This is a genomic window from Paenibacillus sp. SZ31, from assembly GCF_012912005.1.
GTDB lineage: Bacteria > Bacillota > Bacilli > Paenibacillales > Paenibacillaceae > Paenibacillus.
This window is the reverse complement of the sequence record NZ_JABBEA010000011.1, coordinates 19,488-43,692: the sequence shown is the minus strand read 5'-3', so window position 1 is coordinate 43,692 and position 24,205 is coordinate 19,488. Positions and strand designations below refer to the sequence as shown.

The window sequence follows — 24,205 nt, the reverse complement described above, 5'->3', positions numbered from 1 at the left end:
AATATAATGTAAGCTTAGTTCTCATGCTCTAAATATAATGATTTGCGTTTTGTTCATTGTGATTTATAATTATCATATACGAGAGAATTCTGTCGTACCATTATGATGCAGTCAGCGGTGATATATGAAGAGTTTCCATACGCACAATAGCCACATTCCAACAGAATACGAGTTCAAGCATTCCAAATGGATTAAAAAAATGCTCCATGCCTACTGGGTTGTCATCAGTGCACATTTCGCCATTCAAGTGGGCTGTTTCCTGTTTCTGGAGTATGATCGCGCACCTGCAGATTTCATGATGAATGTCCTGTTCTGGCCTACGGCCATTAGCAGTTCTTGCATTTTGATCGCAAGTTGGGTTGATCGGCGCTTCAGTTCATACTCCTTCTATGCCATGTCTGTAGCAAGCACAGTTATCGCCTGGACGATTATTCATGTCAATTATGACATTCGGATTATATTAGCGATCTGCCTGTTACCTATCTTCGCTTCGGTTCTGTTCTTCAGCAAAAAGAGAGTCTGGATAGTCTTCCTGATGCAGATGATGGGTTATCTTCTGGTTCTGTTCGACCCAGCCTATCGATCCTACCTGTCTTCATTTGACATGGTATCCATTCCGGCTTTTCTAATCCTTGGTACATATGTAGCACAGGTTATCGTAACCAGCGGAGTCGAAGTGCTGGACGACCTTCAGGCAAGCATGCTTGCCAAACAGGACCTTATTGTGCGAAACGCCATTATGACCAAACAGTCCAAAACAGACGGTTTAACCAACCTCTACAACCAAAGCTCATTCAAGGATTATTATGAAAAAGCATTTGAGTACGCCAACAGTGGCATGAGTATGCATCTGGCTCTAATCGATATTGATGATTTCAAATCCATTAATGACACGTACGGTCATCGGGTTGGAGACATCATTCTGGAGAAAGTGTCATTGATCATTCAGGAGACGATTACCTCAAGTGATATTGCAGCACGCTACGGTGGCGAAGAGTTCGCCTTATTGATGTTTGAGCAATCCTTCGAGCAGGCTTACGCCCTGGTGGAACAGATTCGTCAGAAGATTGCCCTGATGGGTCATCTGGAACTTGAAGGAGCTTTCATTACGGTAAGTATCGGTCTCAAAAGCTACAGTCCCAATCTGAGCAAAGACAAATTGTTCGAGGAAGTGGATGCCTGTCTGTATCTCGCCAAACGAACAGGTAAAAATAAAACCGTAACGTCACTTGATCTGACTTCGTCCTTCGTTTGAAAATCATAATAAAAAAAGTTGTGCTGTACACCGGAATTACGGTTGTACAACACAACTTTTTTTGGTTTTCTTATGATCACCGAACTGATCCTTTTAACTACATCTACATTTTAATTCTATGTCTTCATTCCGACCATTCCCAGCGATGACGATTTTGCTCCAACCTAGGATGCAGATCTCCGGACGATCCGTCAATGATGAGACGCAGCTCTTTGATCCAATCTTTGAAGGAATCAAACGAAGCAAACATATTCGCCATCTCTACCGTCAAATAAAGAAAGTGAGGGGCAGGGTATTCCGCAGTGATATGGCGCAGCGCGCTATCCACAGGCGTATATTTCTTTCTCTTGCCCTCCAGTCCCTCTACACGTATACGTGAGGTAGGATGTTCCCGCCTCCAATCATGCAGGCGGTCTTCTCTTTTGTAATAGGCTTGTATCGTATCCTTGCTCATTCGCTTAAACGTACTTTCGTGTAAAGGATACAGCACGAGCTGTACGAATGAACGGGTATCCACTGTTGCAGCGGCGTGTTCGAGTTGCTCATCGGTAACATGTTCGAACGAGTCATAAAAAGTCAGTGTGCCTTTGCGACTGGCCGCAGGTGGCTCATAACCGTAAGGTACCGATGTATATTTTCCAGACATGTCACCCCTCCTAGTCTATATACAGAATCGTACAAAGGTGATTGGATATCTCAGCTAATATTATTATACGCTAATGCCCCTGCTTCAAATCGGAATAAAATGTCATTCTATTTTTACCTGCACGTTTGGATTCATATAAAGCTTCGTCCGCCATTCGGATAATCTCACTTGGGTTGTTGCTGTTGGTCGGATATTCGGCACCTCCGATGCTACATCCAATCCGAATTCGCTCGTATTCAATAATAAACGGCTTGTTCAGACTTTGAATGATGGCTTCTGCATACGCGCTGGCTTCTTCCCTCGGATGGCTTCCAACAGACCGAAGTACAATCAGGAATTCATCTCCACCCAACCGGACCGTTATGCCCTTCTCCTGACCAAGAGCAGATAGACGTTGGGCCACCTTCTGAAGGAGTACATCTCCAGTCTGATGTCCAAGTGTATCGTTGACACGTTTGAATCCATCGAGATCCAGATAGAGGAACGTCAGGGTATGATTTTCACTTTCGGTCTCCAGTGACTCTTCCAGATACGCTTCCAGGGCAGTACGATTCGGAAGACTAGTCAACTGATCAAAATGGGCCAGATTCTGCATCACGACCAGCTCCGAGTCTTTATTCGTAAGAGAGGTCACCATATCCCGTAGCGAACGGGACAACACTTCAATCTCCTTAATCCCTTTATTCTCGGGAATCTCAAGAGCGTCTCCTACTCGCAGTCGATTGGCTACCCTGGTAAGACGTACAATTGGGGCAGAAATCAGACGAGAGACATACCAGCCAATAAGTGCAAACAGCACGGTAACGGCAAGTCCTGCCCACACATTAAACCACATGAGGTCAAAGACAGAAGCAAACGCAGTGGACTTGACTTGACGAATAACTACGGTCCATCCTAATCCGGGATAATCCAGATGACCCTGACTGTAAGCAAACCCTGTCACATAGTCATTCCCATCAGGCCATTCTTCAATCGACCAACTGCTTTCGTTACGCTGGGCCTCTGCGATACCCGGTAATATCAGCGGTTTACCGATCCATTCCTTAGGCCCCAGCAGTACAGTATGTTCATTTTTGCTCACGATAAAGAATTCAATGTCCTTTTCCTCCCGCTTCAGCGGAGCAAGCACCGATTCCTCGACTTCCTTCGCCCAGGCCCAGCTTAAATGTGCAGCGAGCACACCTTGAATATGACCTTTGCTATCCTTCAGAGGAAAACTGATATCGACAAATTGTAACGGCTCTCCCGTTGGATTCGGAAGCAGCTTGGCAAGAAGTACTGCATTATGCACATCTCCAATAAACTTACCCTTGATTCCCTCCTGATACACAGGTCGCTCGGATAAATTTTCACCAAGCAAGATGCCATCCGTCGCAGCTAATACTTTTCCCTTCGGGTCCATGAATCCAACCCATGAGAATGAGGGAAAGCTATCTTGTAGCTGATCCAGCAACATCTGAATTTCAGCTGGTTTAAATCCATCTTCCAGCGCAGCCATGCGGCCCAGCAGGTCCAGTTCACCCGCGCGAGCGGACATAAACCGATCCAGCTTGTCCGATGCCTGGGAGGCCGTGCCTGTAAGGGAGTGACCAATCTCAGTCTCTACAGCAACAAATGACTTTTGGCTAAAAATAGATCCAATCGTCAGGGTAACCAGCAAGGATAAAACAGCGAAGATAACTGTAAGCACGGTTCTGATCTTGAATGACATTATTTCCTCCATTACACGGTGAAACCATCTTGCTTCTCAACATAACTATGCTGCAAAGGGTACACGGGATGTCACCTAATCGTTTTCATATTTATCGGATCTTTTGTGTTTTTTCATTATACATGCCCATACAATATTATACTGAAATCTTCACCGTGTTTCTTCCATTCAAAGAATAGACACGATTCTGTATATACATACTTGGGTTATGAATATAGAGAGCAAGCATATCCTTTGAGGATCATGCGCCTGTATGTCACAGAGAGAGTCGTCGAAATACTAAACATTGGGGGTGTAATGTTGAGCCTGCTTCATGTTGCTGTTATTCTGCCTTTTGCCGCTGGCATTCTTCTTGCCACGCTGCATCGTTTCTTCCGTAAATTACATTTGGGATGGCCGGTTCTCTTTGTCCCGGCACTATTATTTGTAACCTTTGCGAGCCTCATACCCGCTGTGTCCCAGCGCAACACCGTATCCGGAAATATCCCATGGATTCCTTCACTGGACATTGGATTTAACTTATATCTGGACGGTCTAAGCCTGATGCTGACACTGCTAATCACCGGAATCGGTGTGCTCGTTGTGCTCTACTCCATCTTCTACATGGATATGAAAGAAGCCCTGAACCGCTTCTACCTGTATCTGTTGATGTTCATGGGAGCCATGTTGGGCGTAGTGCTGTCTGATAATATGATCGTGCTATACGGATTCTGGGAATTGACCAGTATTACGTCATTCCTGTTGATTGCATTTCATTACAAACGTAAAGCCTCGACTTCAGGAGCACAAAAATCATTCCTGATTACGGTATTTGGCGGTTTCGCCATGCTTACCGGATTCATGATGATGTATCTCATTACAGGAACGTTCAGTATTCGTGCAACCATTGCAGGGTTGGGACAGTTTCAGGAAAGCGCACTATTTCTGCCAGCGCTTGTCTTGATCCTGATTGGAGCTTTCACCAAATCGGCCCAATTCCCGTTCCATATCTGGTTACCGGATGCCATGGAAGCTCCTACACCAGTGAGTGCCTATCTGCACTCAGCCACGATGGTTAAGGCCGGACTGTACGTTGTGGCCAGGTTCACACCGATCTTCGGTGGACAGGGACTCTGGTTCTGGCTGGTCACCGGCGTTGGTCTTCTGACTTTGTGTTATGGATCATTCCTGGCGGTGAAAAAAAACGATCTCAAAGCGATTCTCGCCTATTCGACCATCTCTCAACTTGGTCTGATCATGTCCCTATTCGGGGTTGGATCTGCTGCTCTCTACTTCGGATATGGCGAGTCCTCTGCGATGTACACCGTGGCGATAACCGCTGCGCTGCTTCACCTGTTTAATCATGCGACCTTCAAGGCCGCTCTGTTCATGGTCGTAGGCATCGTCGATCATGAAACGGGTACACGTGACATTCGGAAGCTCGGTGGACTTGCTTCATTCATGCCAATTACATTCACCGTAGCACTGATCGGCTCACTTGCCATGGCGGGGATCCCGCCGTTCAACGGATTCCTGAGCAAGGAGCTATTCTTCCAGGCGATGGTCGAAGTCACGCATCTGCGAATCTTTGGACTTGGTTCCTGGAGTGTTCTACTGCCGGTATTCGCTTGGCTTGCAAGTGTGTTTACCCTGATCTATGCGCTTATTATCGTGTTCAAAACATTCCTCGGTCGTAGCCAAAGCGAGATCCCTGCCGAGAAGCTGCACGAAGCGCCCGCCGGTATGCTCATTCCGCCCATTGTTCTCGGTATTCTTGTCATCATCTTCGGACTCTTTCCGAACCTGCTGGCCGGATCACTGATCGAACCGGCAATGGCCGCTGTGCTTCCTTCCCTACTGAATGGGAACGAGCGCTTTGATGTACATTTCTCTCTGTGGCATGGATGGACTCCGGAACTAATTATGACCATCGGAGTCGTGATTCTGGGAATCACTCTCTACAAGCTGTTGCCACGATGGAGGAATATTTATGAGCATTATCCACAAGGATTAACAATTAACAATATGTACCATGTCGTACTCGATAATCTTCAGCATTATGCACGTAAATGGACGGAAGCCTATATGAATGGCTCAGTTCGTAGTTATCTCGTTTATATTTTCTCATTCACAGTTGCCTTACTGGTCTATGCCTTCTTCCGTTCAGGCGAAAATATTACGTGGAATCTGCAGGGCAATGCGCCCTTCTCATTCTATGAAGTCGTCCTGCTAGTCACCCTAATCGGTGCCGCGGTTTCGATTCCTTTTGCCAAGAACAGACTGTCGGCAGTCATTATGACCGGAGCGGTTGGTTACCTCGTAACCCTGCTGTTCGTACTCTTCCGGGCCCCGGATCTGGCACTAACACAGATGATTGTCGAGACCGTATCTGTTGCACTGTTCCTGCTCTGCTTCTACCATCTGCCTGAACTGCAACGTGGTAAATCAAGCCGCAGTTATCTCACAGTGAATATGATCGTAGCGATTGCAGTCGGGGTCGTGATGACTTTCGTTGCATTAGCTGCAAGCGGAACCGCATCACTGGAGAGCATTTCTACCTTTTTCCTTCAGGAAGCGTATGACTCAGCCGGTGGTAAAAATGTCGTGAATGTATTACTGGTAGATTTCCGTGGCTTCGATACGTTATTGGAGATCATGGTGCTTGGTGTTGCTTCATTGTCCATCTATTCCATGATTAATCTAAACCTCGAAGCGAAGGATCTTGGAGCCCGATTGAAGTTCCGCAAGAAGGAAGAAAATCAGGATTCCGAGTCTGATCTGGATGATGAAACGGACAATACGAAAAAGTATGGTAACCGGGAACGCAGCTCATCCTCGTGGGATACTGTACCCTTGCAGAGTAATGATGTATTGCTGCAAACGACCACCAAGGTCGTTGTGTTCATCATATTGACGTTTGCCATGCACCTGTTCTTCGCAGGACATCACAATCCGGGCGGAGGCTTCATCGGCGGCCTGGTCACAGCGGCAGCGCTCGTATTGATTGCTCTGGCATTCAGTACAGATACGATACGCAAAGCGTTACCCGTTGACTTCCGTATTCTAACAGGAATCGGCTTGGGTATAGCCTTACTTACGGGCGCGGGTTCATTTATATTCGGAGTACCGTTCCTCAGTCAAACCTTCGGCTATTTCGAACTTCCTTTGCTGGGAGAGACAGAACTCGCCACGGCCATGCTGTTCGATCTTGGCGTGTATCTCGCTGTCCTGGGTGTCACCATGACCATCATTCTACAGATCGGGGAGGATCGCTGATATGGAAATATTGATGTGTGTAGCCGTTGGCATTCTGTTTGCGGTTGCCGTCTTTTTAATCTTGTCGCGGAGCCTGCTCCGAATCGTACTTGGTATGTCCATACTAACCCATGGCGTGCATCTGTTGTTGATCACCATGTCACGTCTCAAAACCGGGTCACCACCACTGCTTGGGGAGATGGCTGAACGTTATGTCGATCCACTTCCACAGGCGCTGATATTAACATCCATTGTTATTAATTTCGGCCTCACTGCGTTCTTCTTCGTTCTCTCGTATCGCTCCTATCTGAAGCTGAGAACAGACGATATGGAAGAAGTAAGGGGGCGCCCATATGAATAATCTCGTCGTCCTGCCAATTCTGTTGCCATTGATTACAGGTGTTCTGGCTCTTCTGTTTTTCCGGAAAACGAACATCCAACGGATCATTAGTGTCATCGGACTTTTGTTCACCGCAGCAGTCTCCACGATACTCATTACACGTGTGGCTCAAACTGGAGTTCTAACGCTTAATATGGGTGGATGGGCCCCTCCCTATGGTATTGTGCTTGTTGCGGACATGGTATCGGCGTTGCTTGTCGTTGCCGCTTCCATCATCGCACTGGCATGTCTGCTGTATGCGTTCCGCAGTGTGAACAAGGAGCGGGAAGAGCATCACTTCTATCCGTTCTTTCATTTCCTGATTGCGGGCGTTAACGGTTCATTCCTAACCGGAGATTTGTTCAATTTGTTTGTCAGCTTTGAACTGATGCTCATCTCTTCTTATGCACTGATCGTATTGGGAGGCACCGAAAGACAACTGCGAGAAACGATCAAATATGTCTTGATTAACATCGTCTCTTCAGCACTGTTTGTCGCTTCCATCGGCTTCCTCTACTCCATTACTGGCACACTGAACATGGCGGACTTGTCCGTCAAAATTGCTGAGGTGGGACAGAGCGGGGTCGTTACCCTGATTGCCGTACTCTTCCTGATCGTATTTAGCATCAAAGCCGGGCTGTTCCTGTTCTTCTGGTTGTCCGGCTCTTATGCGGCACCACCTGCAGTCGTCACTGCGTTGTTCGCAGGATTGCTCACGAAGGTTGGCCTGTACGCGATTGTGCGAACATTCACACTGATCTTCTATCACGATCCGGATTTCTTCCATGCACTGATCGGATGGATGGCTGGTGCAACGATGGTCCTTGGTGTCATCGGTGCGATCTCATACCGCGATGTAAACAAGATTCTCATCTACAACGTGGTCGCAGGTGTAGGGTTTGTCGCTTTCGGTATGGCCTCGGCCAGTCGTCCTGCACTGGAAGGTCTGCTCTTCTACATGCTGCATGATATGTTGATCAAAACATTGCTCTTCCTGCTCGGCGGTGCCTTGATCGCTGTTGCCGGAACATCAAAGCTCGACAACATGGGTGGGCTAATCCATCGTTATCCGTTGCTTGGTTGGATGTTCTTCATCAGCGCACTTGCCTTGGCAGGCTTGCCTCCATTCAGTGGTTTTCCGGGTAAGTTACTTCTCTTCGAAGGTGGCTTACAGGCAGGCTTGTATGGTCTCACCGGTATAGCGGTGCTCTCCAGCTTGTTGATGTTATATTCGGTACTGCGCATCTTCATACAAGCGTTCTGGGGCGAACCGCCTGCGGGGGTTACAAGACGCCCTTACGCGGTGAACGGCCTGCTGATTCCTGCCGGAATTCTGTTTGTATTCATCATCGTAATGGGTGTGGGGGCTGAAGGCATGTTCCAGTTGACCTCTCGCGCAGGCGATATTCTACTGCATCCCAATATTTATATTGATGCCGTATTGAAGGAGTAGATGTCTATGGCCTTTCAGATTGTACTGAATCTTATCATTGCCTTTGTATGGATGTTTCTGAACAATGCCTGGAATGGTGTTGGTTTTCTCATAGGTTACCTGCTCGGACTGCTTCTCATCGGGGGGATGCGCCGATTCTTCCCCCAGCGCTTCTATATTGTGAGAGTCTGGGCCATCATCAAACTGATTAATTTGCTGTTCAAGGAATTGGTGCGTGCCAGCATTGAGGTTATACGCCAGATTATCAAGCCTAAGCTCGATATACGTCCAGGTATTTTCACATATAAGACTGAACTGTCCTCGGATTGGGAGGTTACCCTGCTCTGTCTGCTCATCTCATTGACACCAGGTTCCCTGCCGCTTGAAATCTCGGGCAATCAACGCAAACTATTTATTCACGCACTGGATATTAAGGATGAACAGAAACTGAGAGATGATATCCAAAACACATTCGAAAAAGCAATTATGGAGGTGACGCGTTAATGTTATCCTCACTGTTGTTCATCTCATTGCTCATTCTCTCCTTAGCCATTCTGGGTTGCTTGTACAGGGTGCTTCGGGGACCATCCATGGCTGACCGGATCACGGCACTGGATACGATCGGTATCAATGTGATTGCCATCGTTGCCGTTCTGTCGATGATGCTGCAAACCCAGGCCTATCTGGATATCATCTTGCTGATTGGTATTTTAGCTTTTCTAAGTACCGTGGCATTTGCACGTTATATTGAACGGGGGGCGGTATTCAAAAATGATGGAGATCGTTAATGTAGCTGCTGAAACAGCCATAGGTCTACTCGTACTGCTCGGTGCATTGCTTAGTGCACTCAGTGCGTTCGGACTTATTCGACTGCCTGACGTATATCTGCGAGCCCATGCCGCAACCAAAAGTATGACGCTTGGTGTGTTCTGTGTACTAAGCGCTACGTTTTTCTTCTTTTGGTACTTCGACAACTATATCAGTGCACGCTTGTTGCTAGGTATCCTGTTCGTATTCATCACGGCTCCCGTCGCCGGACACCTGAACGGACGGGCCGCCTATCGCACAGATGTGCCACTGTGGGAGCAAAGCGTTCAAGATGAACTGGAACCTTTGTTAAAAGGTAAAAAGGTGAACCATGAGGCCAAAGATATGATGGAATAATCCTAAGCCTAGGTATAACAAATCCCCCGAGGATCAACCGCTCGTTTTGCGGTGTGTTCCTCGGGGTATTTTTTTATTTTTCATACACGGATCATATCAAACCTGGATCATGCAGGCAGATTTAATTGCATCGTCAGAAGCCATTCAGTCCCTGTCTTCTCAGATCCTCGGCAACAATGCGCGCAAGCTGTGCAGCACCTTGACGATTCGGATGCAAACTATCTCCTGTCATATACAGAGCGAGTGTTGCCGCCGGACCAATGGACGTGAAATAAGCGGAACTTAACTTATTCAGTTCAACAAGTGTGACTCCTTCTTCCTGAGCGAGTGCACGGGTGGATTGATTGTACCAGCGGTTCTCCGCTTGATGCACATTGGCGGAATTGAAGTCCGTTGCCCGCCCCTGAGGCGTGGAGAGGATAACCGTCGCTCCTTTATTCTTCACCTGGCGTACCATATCCCGCATAATCTCTTTGAACTGAGTCTCCGTTGTATTGTTCTTGGCATTGGTATCGTTAATTCCAAATTGCAAAATGAAATAATCTCCTGGCTTGATATACTTCAGAATCGCTTCCATCTGACCATCATCGCGGAAACCTCTCGCAAATTGACCACTTGATGCCATATTTCGAACCTGGAAGGTGGCATTGTTCACATAGGATGGAAATAGCTGTCCCCAACCTCCCTGTACACTGCTGCCAAGCGGATAGTAATTGCACACCGTTGAGTCGCCACCAATGTAGATCGTGCGATTGGTCACGGCCTGATTGGATATTTTTCGGATTTCGAGAGCACTAAGTGTGAATGCCGTACCTGTCTTCCCTTCCGTAACCAGCAGGTTTAATTGCCCGTCAGTCACCGGAATTTGAAATTGGTCCGTCGCCCCGTTGCCCGTCATATTGATGATCTGGTATACACCTTCTGCAGCCACACTCGCTCTGGCTGTATTGCCCAGAACCACTTTGACCTCATAGAGACCATTGGACAGATCCACATTGAAGGTATTAGTGCTCTTCGTGCCAAATGTCAGAAACTGTACAGCATCACTCATAACTCCGCTTCCAGAGGCAGACACATTTCTCATATTAGCAGGTGTGTTGAAACCATATCCTTTCGTCGCAGTAAAGCCGTCTCCTGCGGACACGCCTGTGTAACCGCTCTCAACTGAACCCGAGCCAAAATCAAATCTGTAATTGTCCGTTGCCGCTTCGGCGATGTGCCCTCCACTGCTTCCCAGACCAATGCCGATCGTACTTGCAAACAGAACAAGAGATAGTAGATATTTTACGGATGTTGACCATTTCATCACTGAATTCTCCTCTCGAATGCACTACGAAGACAGAATAACCTTCCAATCGCTGTTATCCCCAGATTTTTCGATTCCCTTTTCTCAAGGGAAAATCCGGTGATAAAGGCGAACGCTTCGCTTTTTCAGATTTTTTCTATCTTCTCCGTTATCATGTAAATGATTAGTTCAACTTATATAGATGGTAATAACCCTCAGTTTCACAGAACTTGGTCAAGCCAGTCATAGGCTTTCGCTCCGCTAATCTCATGTCCACCTATAAAGAAATCTGCATCTAGCGATTCTTCTGCTCCGGCTTGTTCATAGATATGTGTCAAACGCGCATACGCCTCTCTTGCTGTATGAATTGGGAACACCTGGTCATCACTACCAGCTTCTATCAAGAGTGGCCTAGGCACAATCAGACCGATGATATCCGGCAACTCCGCTTCACGCAGGATACCTGGCATATAGTTGTCCAGACAATGGTTCCGATTCAGTATACTACCCTGGAATGAACTTGCATAACCACTCACGACAGCTGCACGGAAACGTTCATCCAGTGCGGCTGTAAATGCGGTCACCAGTCCACCGCCCGAAATGCCCATACTTCCGATTCGCTCAGAATCCACTTCAGCCCGACTCGATACATAATCCAGTACACGCGTTGTTTCGTATACTCTATGCCCAGCTAGAGTCTTCCCCACCATGAGCAGATGCGCAGCGATTTTCGTACAGGAACTTGTCCCTGGTGGCGCATCGCGGTCCTCTTCCAATCTTCGATCACCAAATCCGAGCAGCTCTGGAGCCGCAACCACATAACCACGCTTCACAAGAGCTACAGCAAAGTCCTTGTGTAATCCGGGCTCTCCTGTCCGTAGTGACCCATCCGGTTCCATGCCCGATATCTCTCGGCTACCATAGCCATGCCCATGACAAGCAACGATAGCAGGTCTCTTTGTATCAGTAACGCTTCCATCACCAGGAATTAATAAATATACAGGCATGCGAAGTCCTGCATAGGTCGTGATCTCCACCCGCTCGCGGATATAGCCGTCACATGTAGTACGCTCCAGTAATACAGGATTGAGTGCTGCTGGCATCGTTGGAAAACCGCCCAGTCGTTCTTTCACGCGTGTACGCAACTGACTACGCCATAATTCCATAGGTTGATCTGCATGATATGCAGAACGACCACGAAGATTCGTTTGTTGCTGCAGATAGGCTTCTATATCCGACATTGTCCTGTGTCCCTCCTGTTTTTCGTAGGATAACGTAGATGAAAGACCGTCTTAAGGAATTGATCCCATCCATTATAGGACTATAACTCGCCCAAAAATTGAACATGTTTGCCTGTTTTGAATGGAATCACACGATTTCTAGCCAAAAAAGGGATATCTCCAACCTGAAGACAGGTTACGGAAATACCCTTCATTTCATCTGACCTGGCAGCCACCAGTTCCACCTGCCCATTAATTTCATCAATGCAGGTACCAGTATTAGACGGATTAATGTAACGTCAATCAACACCGCTGCCGTGATTCCGATCCCTAATTGCCTCACACCTGCAACTTCAGCAAAAGCAAACGGTACGGTCACCGCAAGCAGAATGGCCGCTGCGGATGTAACCAGACGCCCCGTTGAAGCCAATCCCTGTTGGACGGCCACATCACTGTCTCTGGTTCGTCTATAGACTTCCTGAATACGGCTCAGCATAAACACTCCATAATCCATGGATATGCCGAACACCAATCCTGCAATGAATACCGGAATCATAATGGCAATGGCTGACGGTTCCATCCCCAGATGGCCCTCATTAAACACCCACACCAATATGCCAAAGGAAGCGGCTAAGCTGAGCAGATTCATCAGAATCGCCTTGATTGGAATGAGCAGAGATCGGAATGCTGCCAGTAGCACAAGATAATTGGATACCACTACAAATACCAATACTTTGGGCAGTTGACTTGTGACTTCCTGCATAATTTCATGTTGCTTGGCAGCTTCCCCACCATAGCGTAGTTTTACGTCGTTGAAACCCAGGGCATGATCGCTCTTACTCATTCGTTCCAGCCAATCTGCGATCTGTTCCGAGCCAGGCTCCCCATGTACGGTGGCTATCAATCGGATCGAATGATCAGAAACTGTTGAACGCAGCCATTCCGTCCTTGTTGACTCCTTGCCTTCTAAGGAAGAAGTGAGCGACGATGGTGGATTTCGAAAAAGATTTTGGCTTTGCAAGCTATTTTGATCCGGCTGTAACAGTCCCCACGGTGAAATAATGTTCAATACATCAGAGTCCTTCATAAGTTGAAGTGTTTTGTTGTGGGCCATCTGCCAGTGCGAAGCAGTCAACAGCTCCTGCTGTCCGCCAATCACCATCTCGATGGTGGAGGTATTCTTTTGACCAAAATCATGCTGAAACTGCTCTGCTGCCTGGCGAGACTCCATTCTCTCCGGCAGTGAAGAGGCATCCGGGATGGACAGTTCCAGCCGGGTCACTGGATAGACACACAGGAGCAGCAACACCGTACCTCCGATTGCCATTCTGATTGGTCGTTTCATGACCATCGCTGACCACTTATGCCAGATCGAACCTCTGGGTAACGAATGGACTGACTTTCGCCTGAAGACCCGATCCGCAGACAGTGACAACAGGGCAGGAAGCAGCGTTACGTTCAACAGTAGTGATAGGAGCAGAACGATGATGGCCCCCAAGGAGACACTCAGAAACATCGGTAGTCTGATCCAGAGCAGACCCAGCAGTCCAAGTAGTACGCAAGCTGCCGAGAATAACACCGCCCTGCCTGCTGTACGCAATGTCCGCTGAAGAATCTCGCTTTGTAGAACCCCGTTCTGCATAATCAGACTGCTGCCCAGAACATGAGCTTGGCCTCCATCTTCATAGACCCGCTGAAGTTCTTCCCTGTACCTGCTCAGGATGATCAGGGCAAAGTCTATACTAAGTGCCATGCCCACCATGGGAATCACGTTAATGATAAAGTTGGACAGTTCCAGCTGATAACCAAGGAGAGACGTGACTCCCATCGCCGTAATGACAGCACTGATTCCCATCATGACGGCGATCAATGCTGCGTATAGCCCCCTGAATGCAAAACACAGAACGATCAGAGCAATCGGAATTCCCACCATCTCTGCTCGTTCCAGGTCACGAAAGCTCAGACGATTCACGTCCTGCTGCACGACCGTCTTTCCCGTCAACTGAACCGTACCTGGACCGTCTGTTGCCAGCACGGCGCGCAGTTGCTTCAGCGGAGGACCCATCTGATGCGCCGGCACATCCATTTTCACAAGGGCATATGCCCTTTGGTCTTGCAGCATCATCCCTTCCCCAGCATCAAGAGGGGATGTAATAGCGGTTACCGCAGGCAGCGCTTGGACCTGTGTCAGACGATCCCTGATCCACTGTCGGAACTCTAACGGCGAGGTATTTTCCTTTTTCTCAAAAACCAGAATGACCGGATCAGCAGGAGAACCGAATTCATTCTCCAGAACAAGCTCAACCGCTTGCGCATCCCCGTGAACCCGTTTCAATCCATGATCCTGAACAATGTCAGGTAACTTCCACGCCCAGACCGCTGACATCCCGATGATAAACACCCAGCAGAGAATAATGAACCACGGATATCGGCTGATGAGGACAGCAAGTCTGCGATAACCCATACCTTAGCTCCTCTGCGATCAGATTAGTCATTCGATTACGTTCATCCGTAAGATCGTAGGCACGCTCATACATTATCCGATCTGGTCCCCCTCAGCCGGGTTCGCGATCTATTGGATGCCATGATTCACAGGAGTTCTATTCGCAATGGGGGCAGGGATATATGTAAAAGGAAGTAACTCTGCCGTCAGTCCCGGGCCAAAAGCCAGCGCTATCCCACTGGAATGCTCTTCCTTCTGTCTGTAATCCTCACGGATGGCTTGAAGAACAAAAAGAATCGTCACGGACGACAGGTTGCCATAATCCCGCAGGATGTTTCGGCTGTAGGAGACCTGCTCATCTGTCAACTGATACAGCTTCTGAACGGCATCCACGATGCCTCTGCCTCCCGGATGGATCGCCCATATTTCCGGTAAACCGCTACCCTCCAGCAACCGCTCTACCTCTGGACCGAGATGCAAACCAAGCAGCTTCGGAATCTGAGGTGACAGGTAGAGATCAAAGCCTGTATTGCCCACTTCCCAGATCATCTCTTCTGCACAGTCCGGGAGCAGCGTCGAGTGCCCAAGGCCCAGTCGAAAACATTCATAACGGCCTGTTCCGGACGCACCAATGACGCAGGCAGAGGCACCGTCTCCGAAGAACGATGCAGCATACAGGTCGTCCCGTTTGGCAGATGGCTGAAAGTGAAGTGTACATAGTTCCACACACACGATGAGAACCGTAGCCTTCTGATCTGTCGTTACGATTGAATTCGCCAATTGGATCGCCTTCAGACCGGCTGCACATCCTTGAAACACCAATGGAATTCGGTTGATCTGCGGTGACAGTTCAAGCTGCTGAATCAGCCGAACATCAAGCCCAGGCAGGAATTGCCCCGTGCAGCTAACCGTAATGAGATGCGTAATTTCCTCTGAGGATACGTCTGCATCCTGAAGAGCCTGTCCTGCCGCCTCGAGACCAAGTGGTACAGCAGCAGCTTTGTATTTGGCCATACGCTCGACTGTAGTCGGGACTTCCTCCGCAGAAGTAAAGGGTAAATATCGGCAAGCATCCACAGGCTCAAGCAGATTCGGTTCACATGTATAACGAGTCTCCACACCGCACTGATTGAAAATTCGCTTGGCCCATCTTCTCGCATCCGGCTCATGTTCCAGCGCTTGCGCGAGACGGGCAGACACATCCTTTTGCTCAATACGGTGGGCTGGCCACGCCGTCCCTATTCCCATAATACTTGCGCCTGTAGCTCCCTCAAGCTGGTTCATCGGCTTAACCTCCCTATATAGTACGTGCCCTTCGTAATCAAAAGTGGGCTTTTTAAACAACCTATATATAAAATAGGTTCATATGACATCTGCAGGATATAGTACAAGTCTATTCACTACCTGTCCCGTTTATGTTCATATCACAAGCAAAGGCGGACAACCTATGCGTGTTACGCATGTGCTGTCCGCCTTTGATACAGGGTTACACCCATTCCTATATTACATATACGATCTGTCAGAACTATTCAGGCCGAATTATCGTGAATCTCTCCCCAAGTTTGGCATAATCATTACCCGCCAGCCGGCTGACCGGTTTCAAATGAGCCATCAAGATATAGCCCTTATCAGGATTATAGACTTGCTCGCTGAAATGGTACTGTACAATGCGTACTAGCAGCAGATCGCTCGCGGGTTTTCCCTCATCATTCGTAATGGGAATGTGCTGATACAGCTCGCACTCCATCCGAATGAGTGCTTCCTGAATTCCCGGAACTGAAACTTTGGAACTTGCCACTGTAGTGAGTTTCGTCCGCTCAAGCTCACTTTCATGGGGTTCAAGTATGGCTGCTGTCTCATTCACTTCGGCTATGATTGCTTCATCACAGATATGCACGACCAGCTCCTTATGAGCAAGCACATTGCGTGCAGTATCTTTCATGATCCCGTCTTTACGTGCAATGGATATGGATAACAGCGGTGGGTCCGAACTAACCACATTGAAGAAACTGAAAGGCGCTGCATTAATCACACCATTCTCATCTGAACGTGTCGTCACAAAAGCGATCGGACGTGGCACCACCGAACCACTCATGAGTTTATAGTTGTCTCTTCCCGTTATTTCACGTGGATCCAATGTATACATATGTAAATATCCCCTTCCTTACTCGTGAAGCAAATGACAACTCTATTTCATGACACCACAATGATTCTACTTCTTTATTATATATCGTGAAATGCTGAATTAACAAAAAAACTCCCTGGTGCCCACTGCACCAAGGAGTTTGAACATGCCATTTCGTATTGGCTATTTCTTATTTAACGATGCTGTTCTGAATGTCTTCCATAATTTGAAGGTTCGCTTGAACTCCACTATACAGCCAGCTGCTAGAACGGGTAAATTCGAACAAATTACCATTTTTCACAGCCGGGATGCTTTGCCATACCGGATCTTTCAGTGCTTCTGACCCTGTACCTTCATCACTATTCACAAAGAACAAGTAGTCTACATCCATTTCCGCCAATTTCTCCATAGAGATCGAAGACCAGTTACCAGTCGCATTGGCAGAGATTTCTTTTACAACTTCAGGCTCTACAAGTCCAAGCTCTTTGTACATCACTTCTCCACTCGATACATTGTCACTTACGATGAAGAACTTGCCGCTAACCAACCAAATGGCCGCTGCTGATTTCGTTCCACCTGTAACCGTGTTGATCTTTTCCTTGATTTCTGTAGCTTTAACTTCGTAATCATCCAGCGCTTTTTGTGCTTCGGCACTCTTATTCAAAATTTCACCGATTTTCAGCTGCGTTTTGCGCCAGTCGCTATTAATCTCATCGCCGAGTACGTAAGTCGGTGCAATCTTACTGTACTGTTCGTATTTCTCACCTTCAACCACACTTTCGGAACCGATAATAATCAGATCCGGGTTAAAACTTGTTACCGCTTCGAAAGGCAGATCGAAGGCAATCGTTGGAATACCATTCAGATCTTTTTGTAAATATTCCTGAATTCCGTTGGCTACAGACCATTGGGCAACTGGCTTAACACCTAGTGTTACCAGATGGTCTTCCAGATAAGAAGCGATGATGCGCTCCGGATTTGCGGGAATTGTTACTTTGTGTCCCATTGCATCTGTTAATGTGCGTTCTGTCGGGGCTTCTGTTTGTGTCTCTGTCTCCGTTGTTGTATCGTTCTCTCCTGCTGCTCCGTTCTCTGCAGGCTTCGCTCCACACGCGGCCAACCAGATGGACATAACCAGCACCGTAATTAGAAGCATAATCATTTTTCTATTTCTCTTAAACACTTGATTTATCCCCTTTCAATTCATTATGAAAACCTTATTCGGCGCTATTGTGACAGATATCAACGTTCAAAAATATTGACACTATTATTGATACATATAATATCCGTATGTACATTTGTCCGATTCCATTGACAATGATAATTGTTATCAGTTCAGTTGTCAATTCGATTATATTCTGCGCTATACAGTTGAACTAAAATTTATTTACACTGACACTACGATGATAGAACAACCTTCCAATCGCTGTTATCCCCAGATTTTTTTCGATTCTCCTTTCTCTAAGGGAAAATCCGGTGATAGCGTATGCTTCCGATGCAGCTTTCTTTCAGAAAGCTTTTAGGCGAGCGCTTCGCTTTTTCAGGTTTTTTCTATCTTCTCCGTTTGGTGTAAATGATTAGTTCAACTATATAGATCATATAAAATCTTCTTGGCGGCATTCACCTATGGGCGGATGCCGCCATATGCTGATTGCAGACTACGACGACAGGAAGGATGTTCTGTACATGAGTTACGTATATAACCCTTATATAAGTTATGGAGAAGACCGTTCATTTCAATTGCCCCCACTGTTCCCAGGTGGTGGAGGTGGCGGCACACCGGGTGGTCCGACGTTTCCTGGCCTACCTGGCGGCCAAGGCTCCTATCCTCCATTCATTCCAGGCGGCGGAACAGGTCCTTATATCCCTGGGGGCATTCCGGGTACAATCCCAGGTACAGCACCGGGCGTACCTGCTCAACTGGCTCAAGGCAATCTGCCTACGCTACTTAGTGCCTATCCTCGTCCGGTCGGTCAGCCTCCGGCAGAAATGCTTTTTCTGTATAATCTGATCAAAAGCAGCCCGGGGCTGCTTCCGCTCTTCCTACAGCAACAGCCACAAAGCCTCACTCAAGCGGTGCAATTCGCACAGACAGGTGTAGCGGCACCTCGGGATAATGAAGAACGTGCACTGCCCAACTTTTGCTATAACCGATGGTCTCTTGTATTCACTTACAATGATGTCTACCTGATGTGGCCTGCCATTAATCTGTTTGGTTTTGTGGTGGGATACTTCTATCCATTCCAGACGCCAGGCATTCTGTTGAATACACAAATTTTATTTGCGCTCTGCTAATCTCCTTACTTACAGCAAGAGCCCCACGTGGAAGGATGAATCCTTCCACGTGGGGCTCCTTTTTCTTTCTTTTAACAATAAGTCAGCCTTACACAACTAAACTCCACAAAAGCAAGGCTTACCGATTCAGTACCTTTAACTCAACGCCTGATCGTTCTGACGTTTCCTGCCTCTACTGACCATTAGGAAATAAATCACCAAGGCACCGAGATCAGCACACGCGATAACGATTCCCATTGGCACAGCTGTTCCTTCTCCCCCGAGACCTACGAGCGGAGCGACAATACCTCCAAACAGGAACGTCATCACTCCAATAAGCGCAGACGCACTGCCTGCCGACTTCTCCTGATTAGCCATTGCAAGGGCGAAGGACGCGGTATTGACCAGCCCGACACTGGATACCACCAGAAATAACGGGATCAGTACAGAGATCAGATTGCCTCCAGCCAGAATGGCGATGAGCAGTGAAGTTCCTCCCAGCGCCGCGGTTAGCAGCCCTGCGATTAACAGGCGAGTCTCTGATACCTTTCCTGCAAGTCTGCCGGCAATCTGACTGGCCAGAATAATGCCTAACCCGTTAATGGCGAAGCAAACACTGAACATTTGCGGGGATACCCCGTATATCTTCTGAAGCACAAACGGTGAACCTGATATGTAGGCAAACATGCCAGCAGCTACAAACCCTTGGGTTAACGCATAACCCATAAACTGACGATCCCCTGCAATTTGGCGAAACGTAATCAAGGTCTGCCTCAATCCCCCGCTTGATCTGCGGTTGGCAGGCAGTGTCTCTCCTAGGCCAAAAATGACTGCAAACAGCGTTAGTATACCGATGAGACTCAGTAAAATAAACACGCCGCGCCACGACGTATACGTCAACAATTGTCCACCAATGATCGGTGCCGCAATCGGTGCTACACCGTTAATCAGCATTAACAGGGAGAAGAACCGTGTCAGTTCCGGGCCCGAATATACGTCTCTGACAATTGCTCGTGAGATGACAATCCCGGCCGCTCCGGCCACCCCCTGAATGAATCGTAGCACAACAAAAGAGCCCATCGTAGGGCTGACCAAACAGAGTATGGATGCGATAGTATAGAGCACAAGCCCTGCTATGAGCGGTGTTCGCCGACCACGTACATCACTTAGAGGTCCTGCAAGCAACTGACCAACCGCAAGTCCAATCATACACGCCGTCAGACTGAGCTGAGCATACGAGGTAGATGAGCCGAACTCATCAGCCAGCGTGGGCAATGCGGGCAAATACATATCCAGGGACAACGGCCCGAAGGCCGACAGTGTCCCCAGAATTAATGCCATTCGCACACGAGATGTGGAATTCGTGTTCAATGAAGATGTTTTACTATTCATCGAGTACTACTCCCCGCTACCCAGCAGTTTGAGCAAGTTAGACGGCAGTGTGAACTGTTGGTTGTTAATAATAATACGGCGTAGTTCTTCTTCATCCCGCTCGTTCTCGGCGTCCTTGATCTCCTGAATTTCCCGGTGAAGTCGTTCCATCTGCTGATCCAGTGCATTCGCAGAATCTGCTGCACTTTTGAGCTCCTTGGTCAAATGCTCGGGAACATCCTTATTGTATTTATAAAAAATCTTATGCTCCAGACTCGCCCAGAAATCCATCGCGATCGTACGGATCTGGATCTCCACACAAGCTCGTTCCTCACCATTGGACATGTACACAGGCACTTCCACCAGAAGGTGAAGGCTTTGGTAGCCGTTTGGCTTCGGATTTTCGATGTAGTCTTTGACCTCTAATACACGCAAGTCACTCTGGTTGCACAGCATATCCTTAATGCGATAGATGTCCGAGATAAAGGAACATGTAATCCGCACCCCGGCGATATCCTTGATATTTTGCTTGATGCTCTCAAACGTTAACTCATGATTTTTGCGGAACATCTTGTTCATAATGCTCTCAGGTGATTTCAGTCTGGACTTTGTATGTTCAATTGGACTGTAATCATGCAAAGACTGGAATTCTTCCTTCAGGACTTCAATCTTGGTCTCCATTTGATCCAGAGCAAATTTATAGATCATCATAAATCTGGTAATTTCATATTTGAATTTCTTGAATTGATCGATTGGATGTGGAGCGTTCATCATAGCTTTCTCCCTTTCTTTCTGCACACTAAAGTTAGTTTTATAAATATGAGGACAGCGGTCAATCCACATGTCTCCTGAACCATTATAAATCATATGGAGCCAATAAACGAATTTCTTACATTCGGGCTGCCGATTCAGCCTGGAAGGTATGGCAACTTATTTTACGTGCATCCTATAGAAGTATCCCCGTCATTTGGCACGATATTACGAATAAAAGAGGTGGATTTCCCTGCTCTATCAAGTGACGTATTCGTCCGATACGCTTCGGGTTAAAGCTTATTTATTCCTGCCACGAGATTGTTCGTTATCTGCTCTCACAGCATATGAAACTTCTCATCCCGGCTCTGTCTCCTCTACCTTTCCGGAATTCACTTCCATACATACATCTCTACATCTGCAACCACTCGCCAGCCACTACCCTTCTGCAACAATGCAAGATACGGATAACACACCGGAACAGTGGCCTGTGCTGATCTATTGTCGCGGCGGACTTGGCAGCTATGGCGGGGTTAATACCGTTTGGCTTGAGCAATTTGTACAGAAAGGTTATATCGTGTTCGCTCCATCCTATCGTGGTAACGAAGGCGGTGAGGGCCGTGACGAGTATGGCGGAAGAGATGCCGAAGATGTGCATGCCGCTTACCGGCTGGTGCAACGTTTGCCTTTTGCCGACTCGACCCGGATATCGTTAATGGGCTTCTCTCGTGGAGCCATTAATGCCGTACATACCGCAACTGCCTACAATGAGGGACCTGATCAAGTACATAAGCTAGTTCTCTGGAGCGGTGTCGCCGATGTCGAACGCACTTACCATGAACGAACCGACCTGAGACGCACTTTGAAACGGGTTCTGGGTGGTTCCCCACGCGCAATTCCCGAAGCTTATCTCGCCCGTTCTCCCCTGTCGAATGCAAATAAACTCTCTTGTCCTGTGCTGATCATGCATGGTACATCAGATACACAGGTGAACTATAGCCACGGAACCCGTATGTACCACTGGCTGAAGCGTGGAGGCGCTAACGTTACGTTTCACGCCTATGGCGGACAGGATCATCATTTTCACGAGAGAATACATGAGGCAGCGGTGAACAATATGTTCAATTGGCTTACAGCACCATAGTCCCGCGCCATGAATTTCATTTTGAAGAATCATGCTCTATGGCTGTATACTGGAGGGGTTACGTTTTTTTGAAAGGATGGATCTAATGAATCAAAGTACCCTCCAAAAATACGCCATGCTCCTACTCTGTATGTCTGCGGGAATGGTGGACCTGATCGGATATCTGGGACTAGGGCATGTGCTCACAGCCAATATGACGGGAAATATTGTACTGCTCGGTATTGCCATCGCCCGTGCGCAGGAATTTGTCGTGTTGCGGTCACTGCTAGCCCTCATCGGTTTTATTGCCGGAAATGCCATTGCAGCACATATGGTTGGACATGTGCAGACCAAAAATGGCTGGTCCTATAGGGTTACAGCCGTATTTACTGTTGAAAGCATATTGCTCCTGCTGTTCGCGATCGCCATGATTAGTCCATTTTCAGAACAACTGTCTTATCTGTTAATTGTCATACTAGCCGTTGCGATGGGGATGCAAACGACTGCGGCACGCCGAATTGGAATTGCCGGCATCTCAACAACCGTGCTCACCAATAATCTCGCCGCTGTGGTTGAGGACACCGTAAGCATCCTTAAGAGGCTGCGACATGCCAATATCCGATCACTGGTCAAAGCCTTATCTACAGACTCCTACCTTCGTGCGGGTGCTGTTGCTATCTATTTGGTCGGCGTCATTGCAGCCGCATTGCTGTTCCACCGTGTGCCAATGATCGCAGTCTGGATTCCTGTCCTGATCATTGGCGGCGTAACCCTTTACGCCCGATTACATGCATGGGGAACTTCACAGCAAAGCGAAGGCTAATGCTAATAGCCGAAAAAGCAACCTATTCATTTTCAAGAACAATCGCACTTTTTATTTCATCAAAGCAGCTTCTTGGCGGATAAGATTGACCAGATGCTGTGCAGCAGGTGATAAAACCTCCCCGGCTCGTGTACATATGGCAACCGTATTTCTCAGCTGTACACCTCGAACAAACACACGTGCCAGCCTGCCTTGCTGCACATCTTCGTTCACAACCAAAGAAGATATGAAGTTGGCTCCATAACCTGCCTTCACTGCACTGATCGTTTCGTTCAGCCCGTTGAACTGAAGCGCAATGCGAGGAGCGGTCAGGTTATTTGTCGTGCAAAGGGAAACCAGTCGCTCACGGGTGGCACTGCCTTCTTCGCGCATGATAAACGGTTCTGCCACTATCTCATGCAGCTCAATTTCTTTGCCCGCATACGGGTGGTCTGGATGCACAACAAACCACATCTCGTCCTCAAACAATTCATCCCATTGGACACCCGCATGTGTAATCCCACTCCCACCATACACTGCAATCTCTGCCTCGTAGCGAAGTAACTGGTCAAACGCCATTCGGGTGTTGGTTGTGGTCACAACCAGCTCTACATCCTCATGCATCTGCTTGAACCGGGCAATCCAGGCCGGTAGTAGAAAATTCGAAGGCAAGTAGGTTGCTGTAAGACGGATCATTCCTTTCTTTCCCTCCCGAAAATCCTGCACAAAATTCTCGACATCCTGCTCCAGCATGAACAGACGCTCGGCATAACCTGTTAACTGCATCCCGGCATCCGTAAGCACCAATCTTCTTCCCTCGGAAGCAAAAAGTCGGATACCCAGCTCACGTTCAAACTTCTTCACTTGGGAAGATACCGCAGGCTGACTAATATTAAGTTCCTCTGCGGCACGAGTGACCCCACCATATCTCACGATGGCATGAAATAATCGTAATCCATGCAGATTCATGTGCTACACCTCTTCCATGTCA

Annotated in this window: 21 protein-coding genes; 10 read left to right on the top strand and 11 right to left on the bottom strand. The window is 47.8% G+C overall.

Going from position 1 to position 24,205, the window contains the following annotated elements:
• Positions 1-124 precede the first annotated feature (124 nt).
• Positions 125-1,255 carry a GGDEF domain-containing protein gene (locus tag HF638_RS19755; RefSeq protein ID WP_169481698.1) on the top strand — a complete coding sequence of 377 codons (1,131 nt, stop codon included), beginning with the start codon at positions 125-127 and terminating at the stop codon, positions 1,253-1,255.
• A 124-nt stretch (positions 1,256-1,379) separates the two neighbouring features.
• On the opposite strand, the gene HF638_RS19750 is transcribed toward HF638_RS19755, so the two are convergent.
• On the bottom strand, positions 1,380-1,901 hold the full coding sequence (locus HF638_RS19750) for a hypothetical protein (RefSeq protein WP_169481697.1): 522 nt from the start codon (positions 1,899-1,901) through the stop codon (positions 1,380-1,382).
• 70 nt (positions 1,902-1,971) lie between these two features.
• The gene (locus HF638_RS19745) at positions 1,972-3,612 is read right to left on the bottom strand and encodes a sensor domain-containing diguanylate cyclase (RefSeq protein ID WP_169481696.1); all 1,641 of its coding nucleotides are present in this window, start codon (positions 3,610-3,612) and stop codon (positions 1,972-1,974) included.
• A gap of 300 nt (positions 3,613-3,912) precedes the next feature.
• Between HF638_RS19745 and HF638_RS19740 the strand changes: the two genes are divergently transcribed.
• The 6 genes from HF638_RS19740 to mnhG are packed head-to-tail and all read left to right on the top strand — an operon-like array spanning position 3,913 to position 9,821.
• The gene (locus HF638_RS19740) at positions 3,913-6,867 is read left to right on the top strand and encodes a Na+/H+ antiporter subunit A (RefSeq protein WP_169481695.1); all 2,955 of its coding nucleotides are present in this window, start codon (positions 3,913-3,915) and stop codon (positions 6,865-6,867) included.
• A gap of 1 nt (position 6,868) precedes the next feature.
• Complete coding sequence (locus HF638_RS19735; RefSeq protein WP_062834059.1) at positions 6,869-7,207, top strand: Na(+)/H(+) antiporter subunit C; 339 nt, start codon at positions 6,869-6,871, stop codon at positions 7,205-7,207.
• Positions 7,200-8,678, top strand: a complete 1,479-nt coding sequence (locus HF638_RS19730; RefSeq protein WP_062834058.1) for a Na+/H+ antiporter subunit D — start codon at positions 7,200-7,202, stop codon at positions 8,676-8,678. The genes HF638_RS19735 and HF638_RS19730 overlap by 8 nt, the downstream gene beginning before the upstream one ends.
• Before the next feature lie 6 nt (positions 8,679-8,684).
• Positions 8,685-9,161 (top strand): Na+/H+ antiporter subunit E, encoded by a 477-nt coding sequence (locus HF638_RS19725; RefSeq protein ID WP_062834057.1) that lies wholly within the window; start codon positions 8,685-8,687, stop codon positions 9,159-9,161.
• Positions 9,161-9,445 (top strand): Na(+)/H(+) antiporter subunit F1, encoded by a 285-nt coding sequence (locus tag HF638_RS19720; protein WP_017688855.1) that lies wholly within the window; start codon positions 9,161-9,163, stop codon positions 9,443-9,445. The genes HF638_RS19725 and HF638_RS19720 overlap by 1 nt, the downstream gene beginning before the upstream one ends.
• Positions 9,429-9,821: a monovalent cation/H(+) antiporter subunit G gene (gene mnhG / locus HF638_RS19715; protein WP_169481694.1), complete on the top strand. Its 393-nt coding sequence runs from the start codon at positions 9,429-9,431 to the stop codon at positions 9,819-9,821. Before HF638_RS19720 ends, mnhG begins: the two co-directional genes overlap by 17 nt.
• Positions 9,822-9,954: 133 nt before the next feature.
• On the opposite strand, the gene HF638_RS19710 is transcribed toward mnhG, so the two are convergent.
• The 6 genes from HF638_RS19710 to HF638_RS19685 form a co-directional block, all read right to left on the bottom strand.
• Positions 9,955-11,127, bottom strand: a complete 1,173-nt coding sequence (locus HF638_RS19710; RefSeq protein ID WP_169481693.1) for a rhamnogalacturonan acetylesterase — start codon at positions 11,125-11,127, stop codon at positions 9,955-9,957.
• Between the two features lie 200 nt (positions 11,128-11,327).
• Entirely contained in the window at positions 11,328-12,347 is a 1,020-nt protein-coding gene (locus tag HF638_RS19705; protein ID WP_169481692.1) for a dienelactone hydrolase family protein, read from the bottom strand.
• 190 nt (positions 12,348-12,537) lie between these two features.
• Complete coding sequence (locus HF638_RS19700) at positions 12,538-14,790, bottom strand: MMPL family transporter (protein WP_169481691.1); 2,253 nt, start codon at positions 14,788-14,790, stop codon at positions 12,538-12,540.
• A gap of 108 nt (positions 14,791-14,898) precedes the next feature.
• The gene (locus HF638_RS19695; protein WP_169481690.1) at positions 14,899-16,053 is read right to left on the bottom strand and encodes a type III polyketide synthase; all 1,155 of its coding nucleotides are present in this window, start codon (positions 16,051-16,053) and stop codon (positions 14,899-14,901) included.
• Positions 16,054-16,294: 241 nt separating this feature from the next.
• Positions 16,295-16,915 (bottom strand): flavin reductase family protein, encoded by a 621-nt coding sequence (locus HF638_RS19690; protein ID WP_169481689.1) that lies wholly within the window; start codon positions 16,913-16,915, stop codon positions 16,295-16,297.
• A gap of 169 nt (positions 16,916-17,084) precedes the next feature.
• Positions 17,085-18,077, bottom strand: coding sequence for an iron-hydroxamate ABC transporter substrate-binding protein (locus HF638_RS19685; RefSeq protein ID WP_348982121.1), 993 nt, complete (start codon positions 18,075-18,077; stop codon positions 17,085-17,087).
• A 503-nt stretch (positions 18,078-18,580) separates the two neighbouring features.
• Here HF638_RS19685 and HF638_RS19680 point away from each other — a divergent pair.
• Positions 18,581-19,189 (top strand): hypothetical protein, encoded by a 609-nt coding sequence (locus tag HF638_RS19680; protein ID WP_169481688.1) that lies wholly within the window; start codon positions 18,581-18,583, stop codon positions 19,187-19,189.
• A gap of 135 nt (positions 19,190-19,324) precedes the next feature.
• Here the strand turns inward: HF638_RS19680 and HF638_RS19675 are convergent, their stop codons facing one another.
• Both HF638_RS19675 and HF638_RS19670 read right to left on the bottom strand, forming a co-directional pair.
• Positions 19,325-20,560, bottom strand: a complete 1,236-nt coding sequence (locus tag HF638_RS19675; RefSeq protein WP_169481687.1) for a multidrug effflux MFS transporter — start codon at positions 20,558-20,560, stop codon at positions 19,325-19,327.
• Between the two features lie 6 nt (positions 20,561-20,566).
• Positions 20,567-21,310 carry a GTP pyrophosphokinase gene (locus HF638_RS19670; RefSeq protein ID WP_124114270.1) on the bottom strand — a complete coding sequence of 248 codons (744 nt, stop codon included), beginning with the start codon at positions 21,308-21,310 and terminating at the stop codon, positions 20,567-20,569.
• 244 nt (positions 21,311-21,554) lie between these two features.
• On the opposite strand from HF638_RS19670, the gene HF638_RS19665 reads away from it, so the two are divergent.
• Positions 21,555-22,433: a prolyl oligopeptidase family serine peptidase gene (locus tag HF638_RS19665; RefSeq protein ID WP_169481686.1), complete on the top strand. Its 879-nt coding sequence runs from the start codon at positions 21,555-21,557 to the stop codon at positions 22,431-22,433.
• Between the two features lie 85 nt (positions 22,434-22,518).
• On the top strand, positions 22,519-23,235 hold the full coding sequence (locus tag HF638_RS19660; RefSeq protein ID WP_169481685.1) for a YoaK family protein: 717 nt from the start codon (positions 22,519-22,521) through the stop codon (positions 23,233-23,235).
• 51 nt (positions 23,236-23,286) lie between these two features.
• Here the strand turns inward: HF638_RS19660 and HF638_RS19655 are convergent, their stop codons facing one another.
• The gene (locus HF638_RS19655; RefSeq protein ID WP_169481684.1) at positions 23,287-24,183 is read right to left on the bottom strand and encodes a LysR family transcriptional regulator; all 897 of its coding nucleotides are present in this window, start codon (positions 24,181-24,183) and stop codon (positions 23,287-23,289) included.
• Between the last annotated feature and the right edge of the window lie 22 nt (positions 24,184-24,205).

Coding starts and splice junctions, on each gene's coding strand:
- HF638_RS19755 (WP_169481698.1), top strand. CDS start 125: ATGAAGAGTTTCCATACGCACAATAGCCACATTCCAACAGAATACGAG.
- HF638_RS19675 (WP_169481687.1), bottom strand. CDS start 20,560: ATGAATAGTAAAACATCTTCATTGAACACGAATTCCACATCTCGTGTG.
- HF638_RS19705 (WP_169481692.1), bottom strand. CDS start 12,347: ATGTCGGATATAGAAGCCTATCTGCAGCAACAAACGAATCTTCGTGGT.
- HF638_RS19700 (WP_169481691.1), bottom strand. CDS start 14,790: ATGGGTTATCGCAGACTTGCTGTCCTCATCAGCCGATATCCGTGGTTC.
- HF638_RS19745 (WP_169481696.1), bottom strand. CDS start 3,612: ATGTCATTCAAGATCAGAACCGTGCTTACAGTTATCTTCGCTGTTTTA.
- HF638_RS19720 (WP_017688855.1), top strand. CDS start 9,161: ATGTTATCCTCACTGTTGTTCATCTCATTGCTCATTCTCTCCTTAGCC.
- HF638_RS19725 (WP_062834057.1), top strand. CDS start 8,685: ATGGCCTTTCAGATTGTACTGAATCTTATCATTGCCTTTGTATGGATG.
- HF638_RS19690 (WP_169481689.1), bottom strand. CDS start 16,915: ATGTATACATTGGATCCACGTGAAATAACGGGAAGAGACAACTATAAA.
- HF638_RS19750 (WP_169481697.1), bottom strand. CDS start 1,901: ATGTCTGGAAAATATACATCGGTACCTTACGGTTATGAGCCACCTGCG.
- HF638_RS19710 (WP_169481693.1), bottom strand. CDS start 11,127: ATGAAATGGTCAACATCCGTAAAATATCTACTATCTCTTGTTCTGTTT.
- HF638_RS19670 (WP_124114270.1), bottom strand. CDS start 21,310: ATGAACGCTCCACATCCAATCGATCAATTCAAGAAATTCAAATATGAA.
- HF638_RS19680 (WP_169481688.1), top strand. CDS start 18,581: ATGAGTTACGTATATAACCCTTATATAAGTTATGGAGAAGACCGTTCA.
- HF638_RS19655 (WP_169481684.1), bottom strand. CDS start 24,183: ATGAATCTGCATGGATTACGATTATTTCATGCCATCGTGAGATATGGT.
- HF638_RS19695 (WP_169481690.1), bottom strand. CDS start 16,053: ATGAACCAGCTTGAGGGAGCTACAGGCGCAAGTATTATGGGAATAGGG.
- mnhG (WP_169481694.1), top strand. CDS start 9,429: ATGATGGAGATCGTTAATGTAGCTGCTGAAACAGCCATAGGTCTACTC.
- HF638_RS19730 (WP_062834058.1), top strand. CDS start 7,200: ATGAATAATCTCGTCGTCCTGCCAATTCTGTTGCCATTGATTACAGGT.
- HF638_RS19660 (WP_169481685.1), top strand. CDS start 22,519: ATGAATCAAAGTACCCTCCAAAAATACGCCATGCTCCTACTCTGTATG.
- HF638_RS19735 (WP_062834059.1), top strand. CDS start 6,869: ATGGAAATATTGATGTGTGTAGCCGTTGGCATTCTGTTTGCGGTTGCC.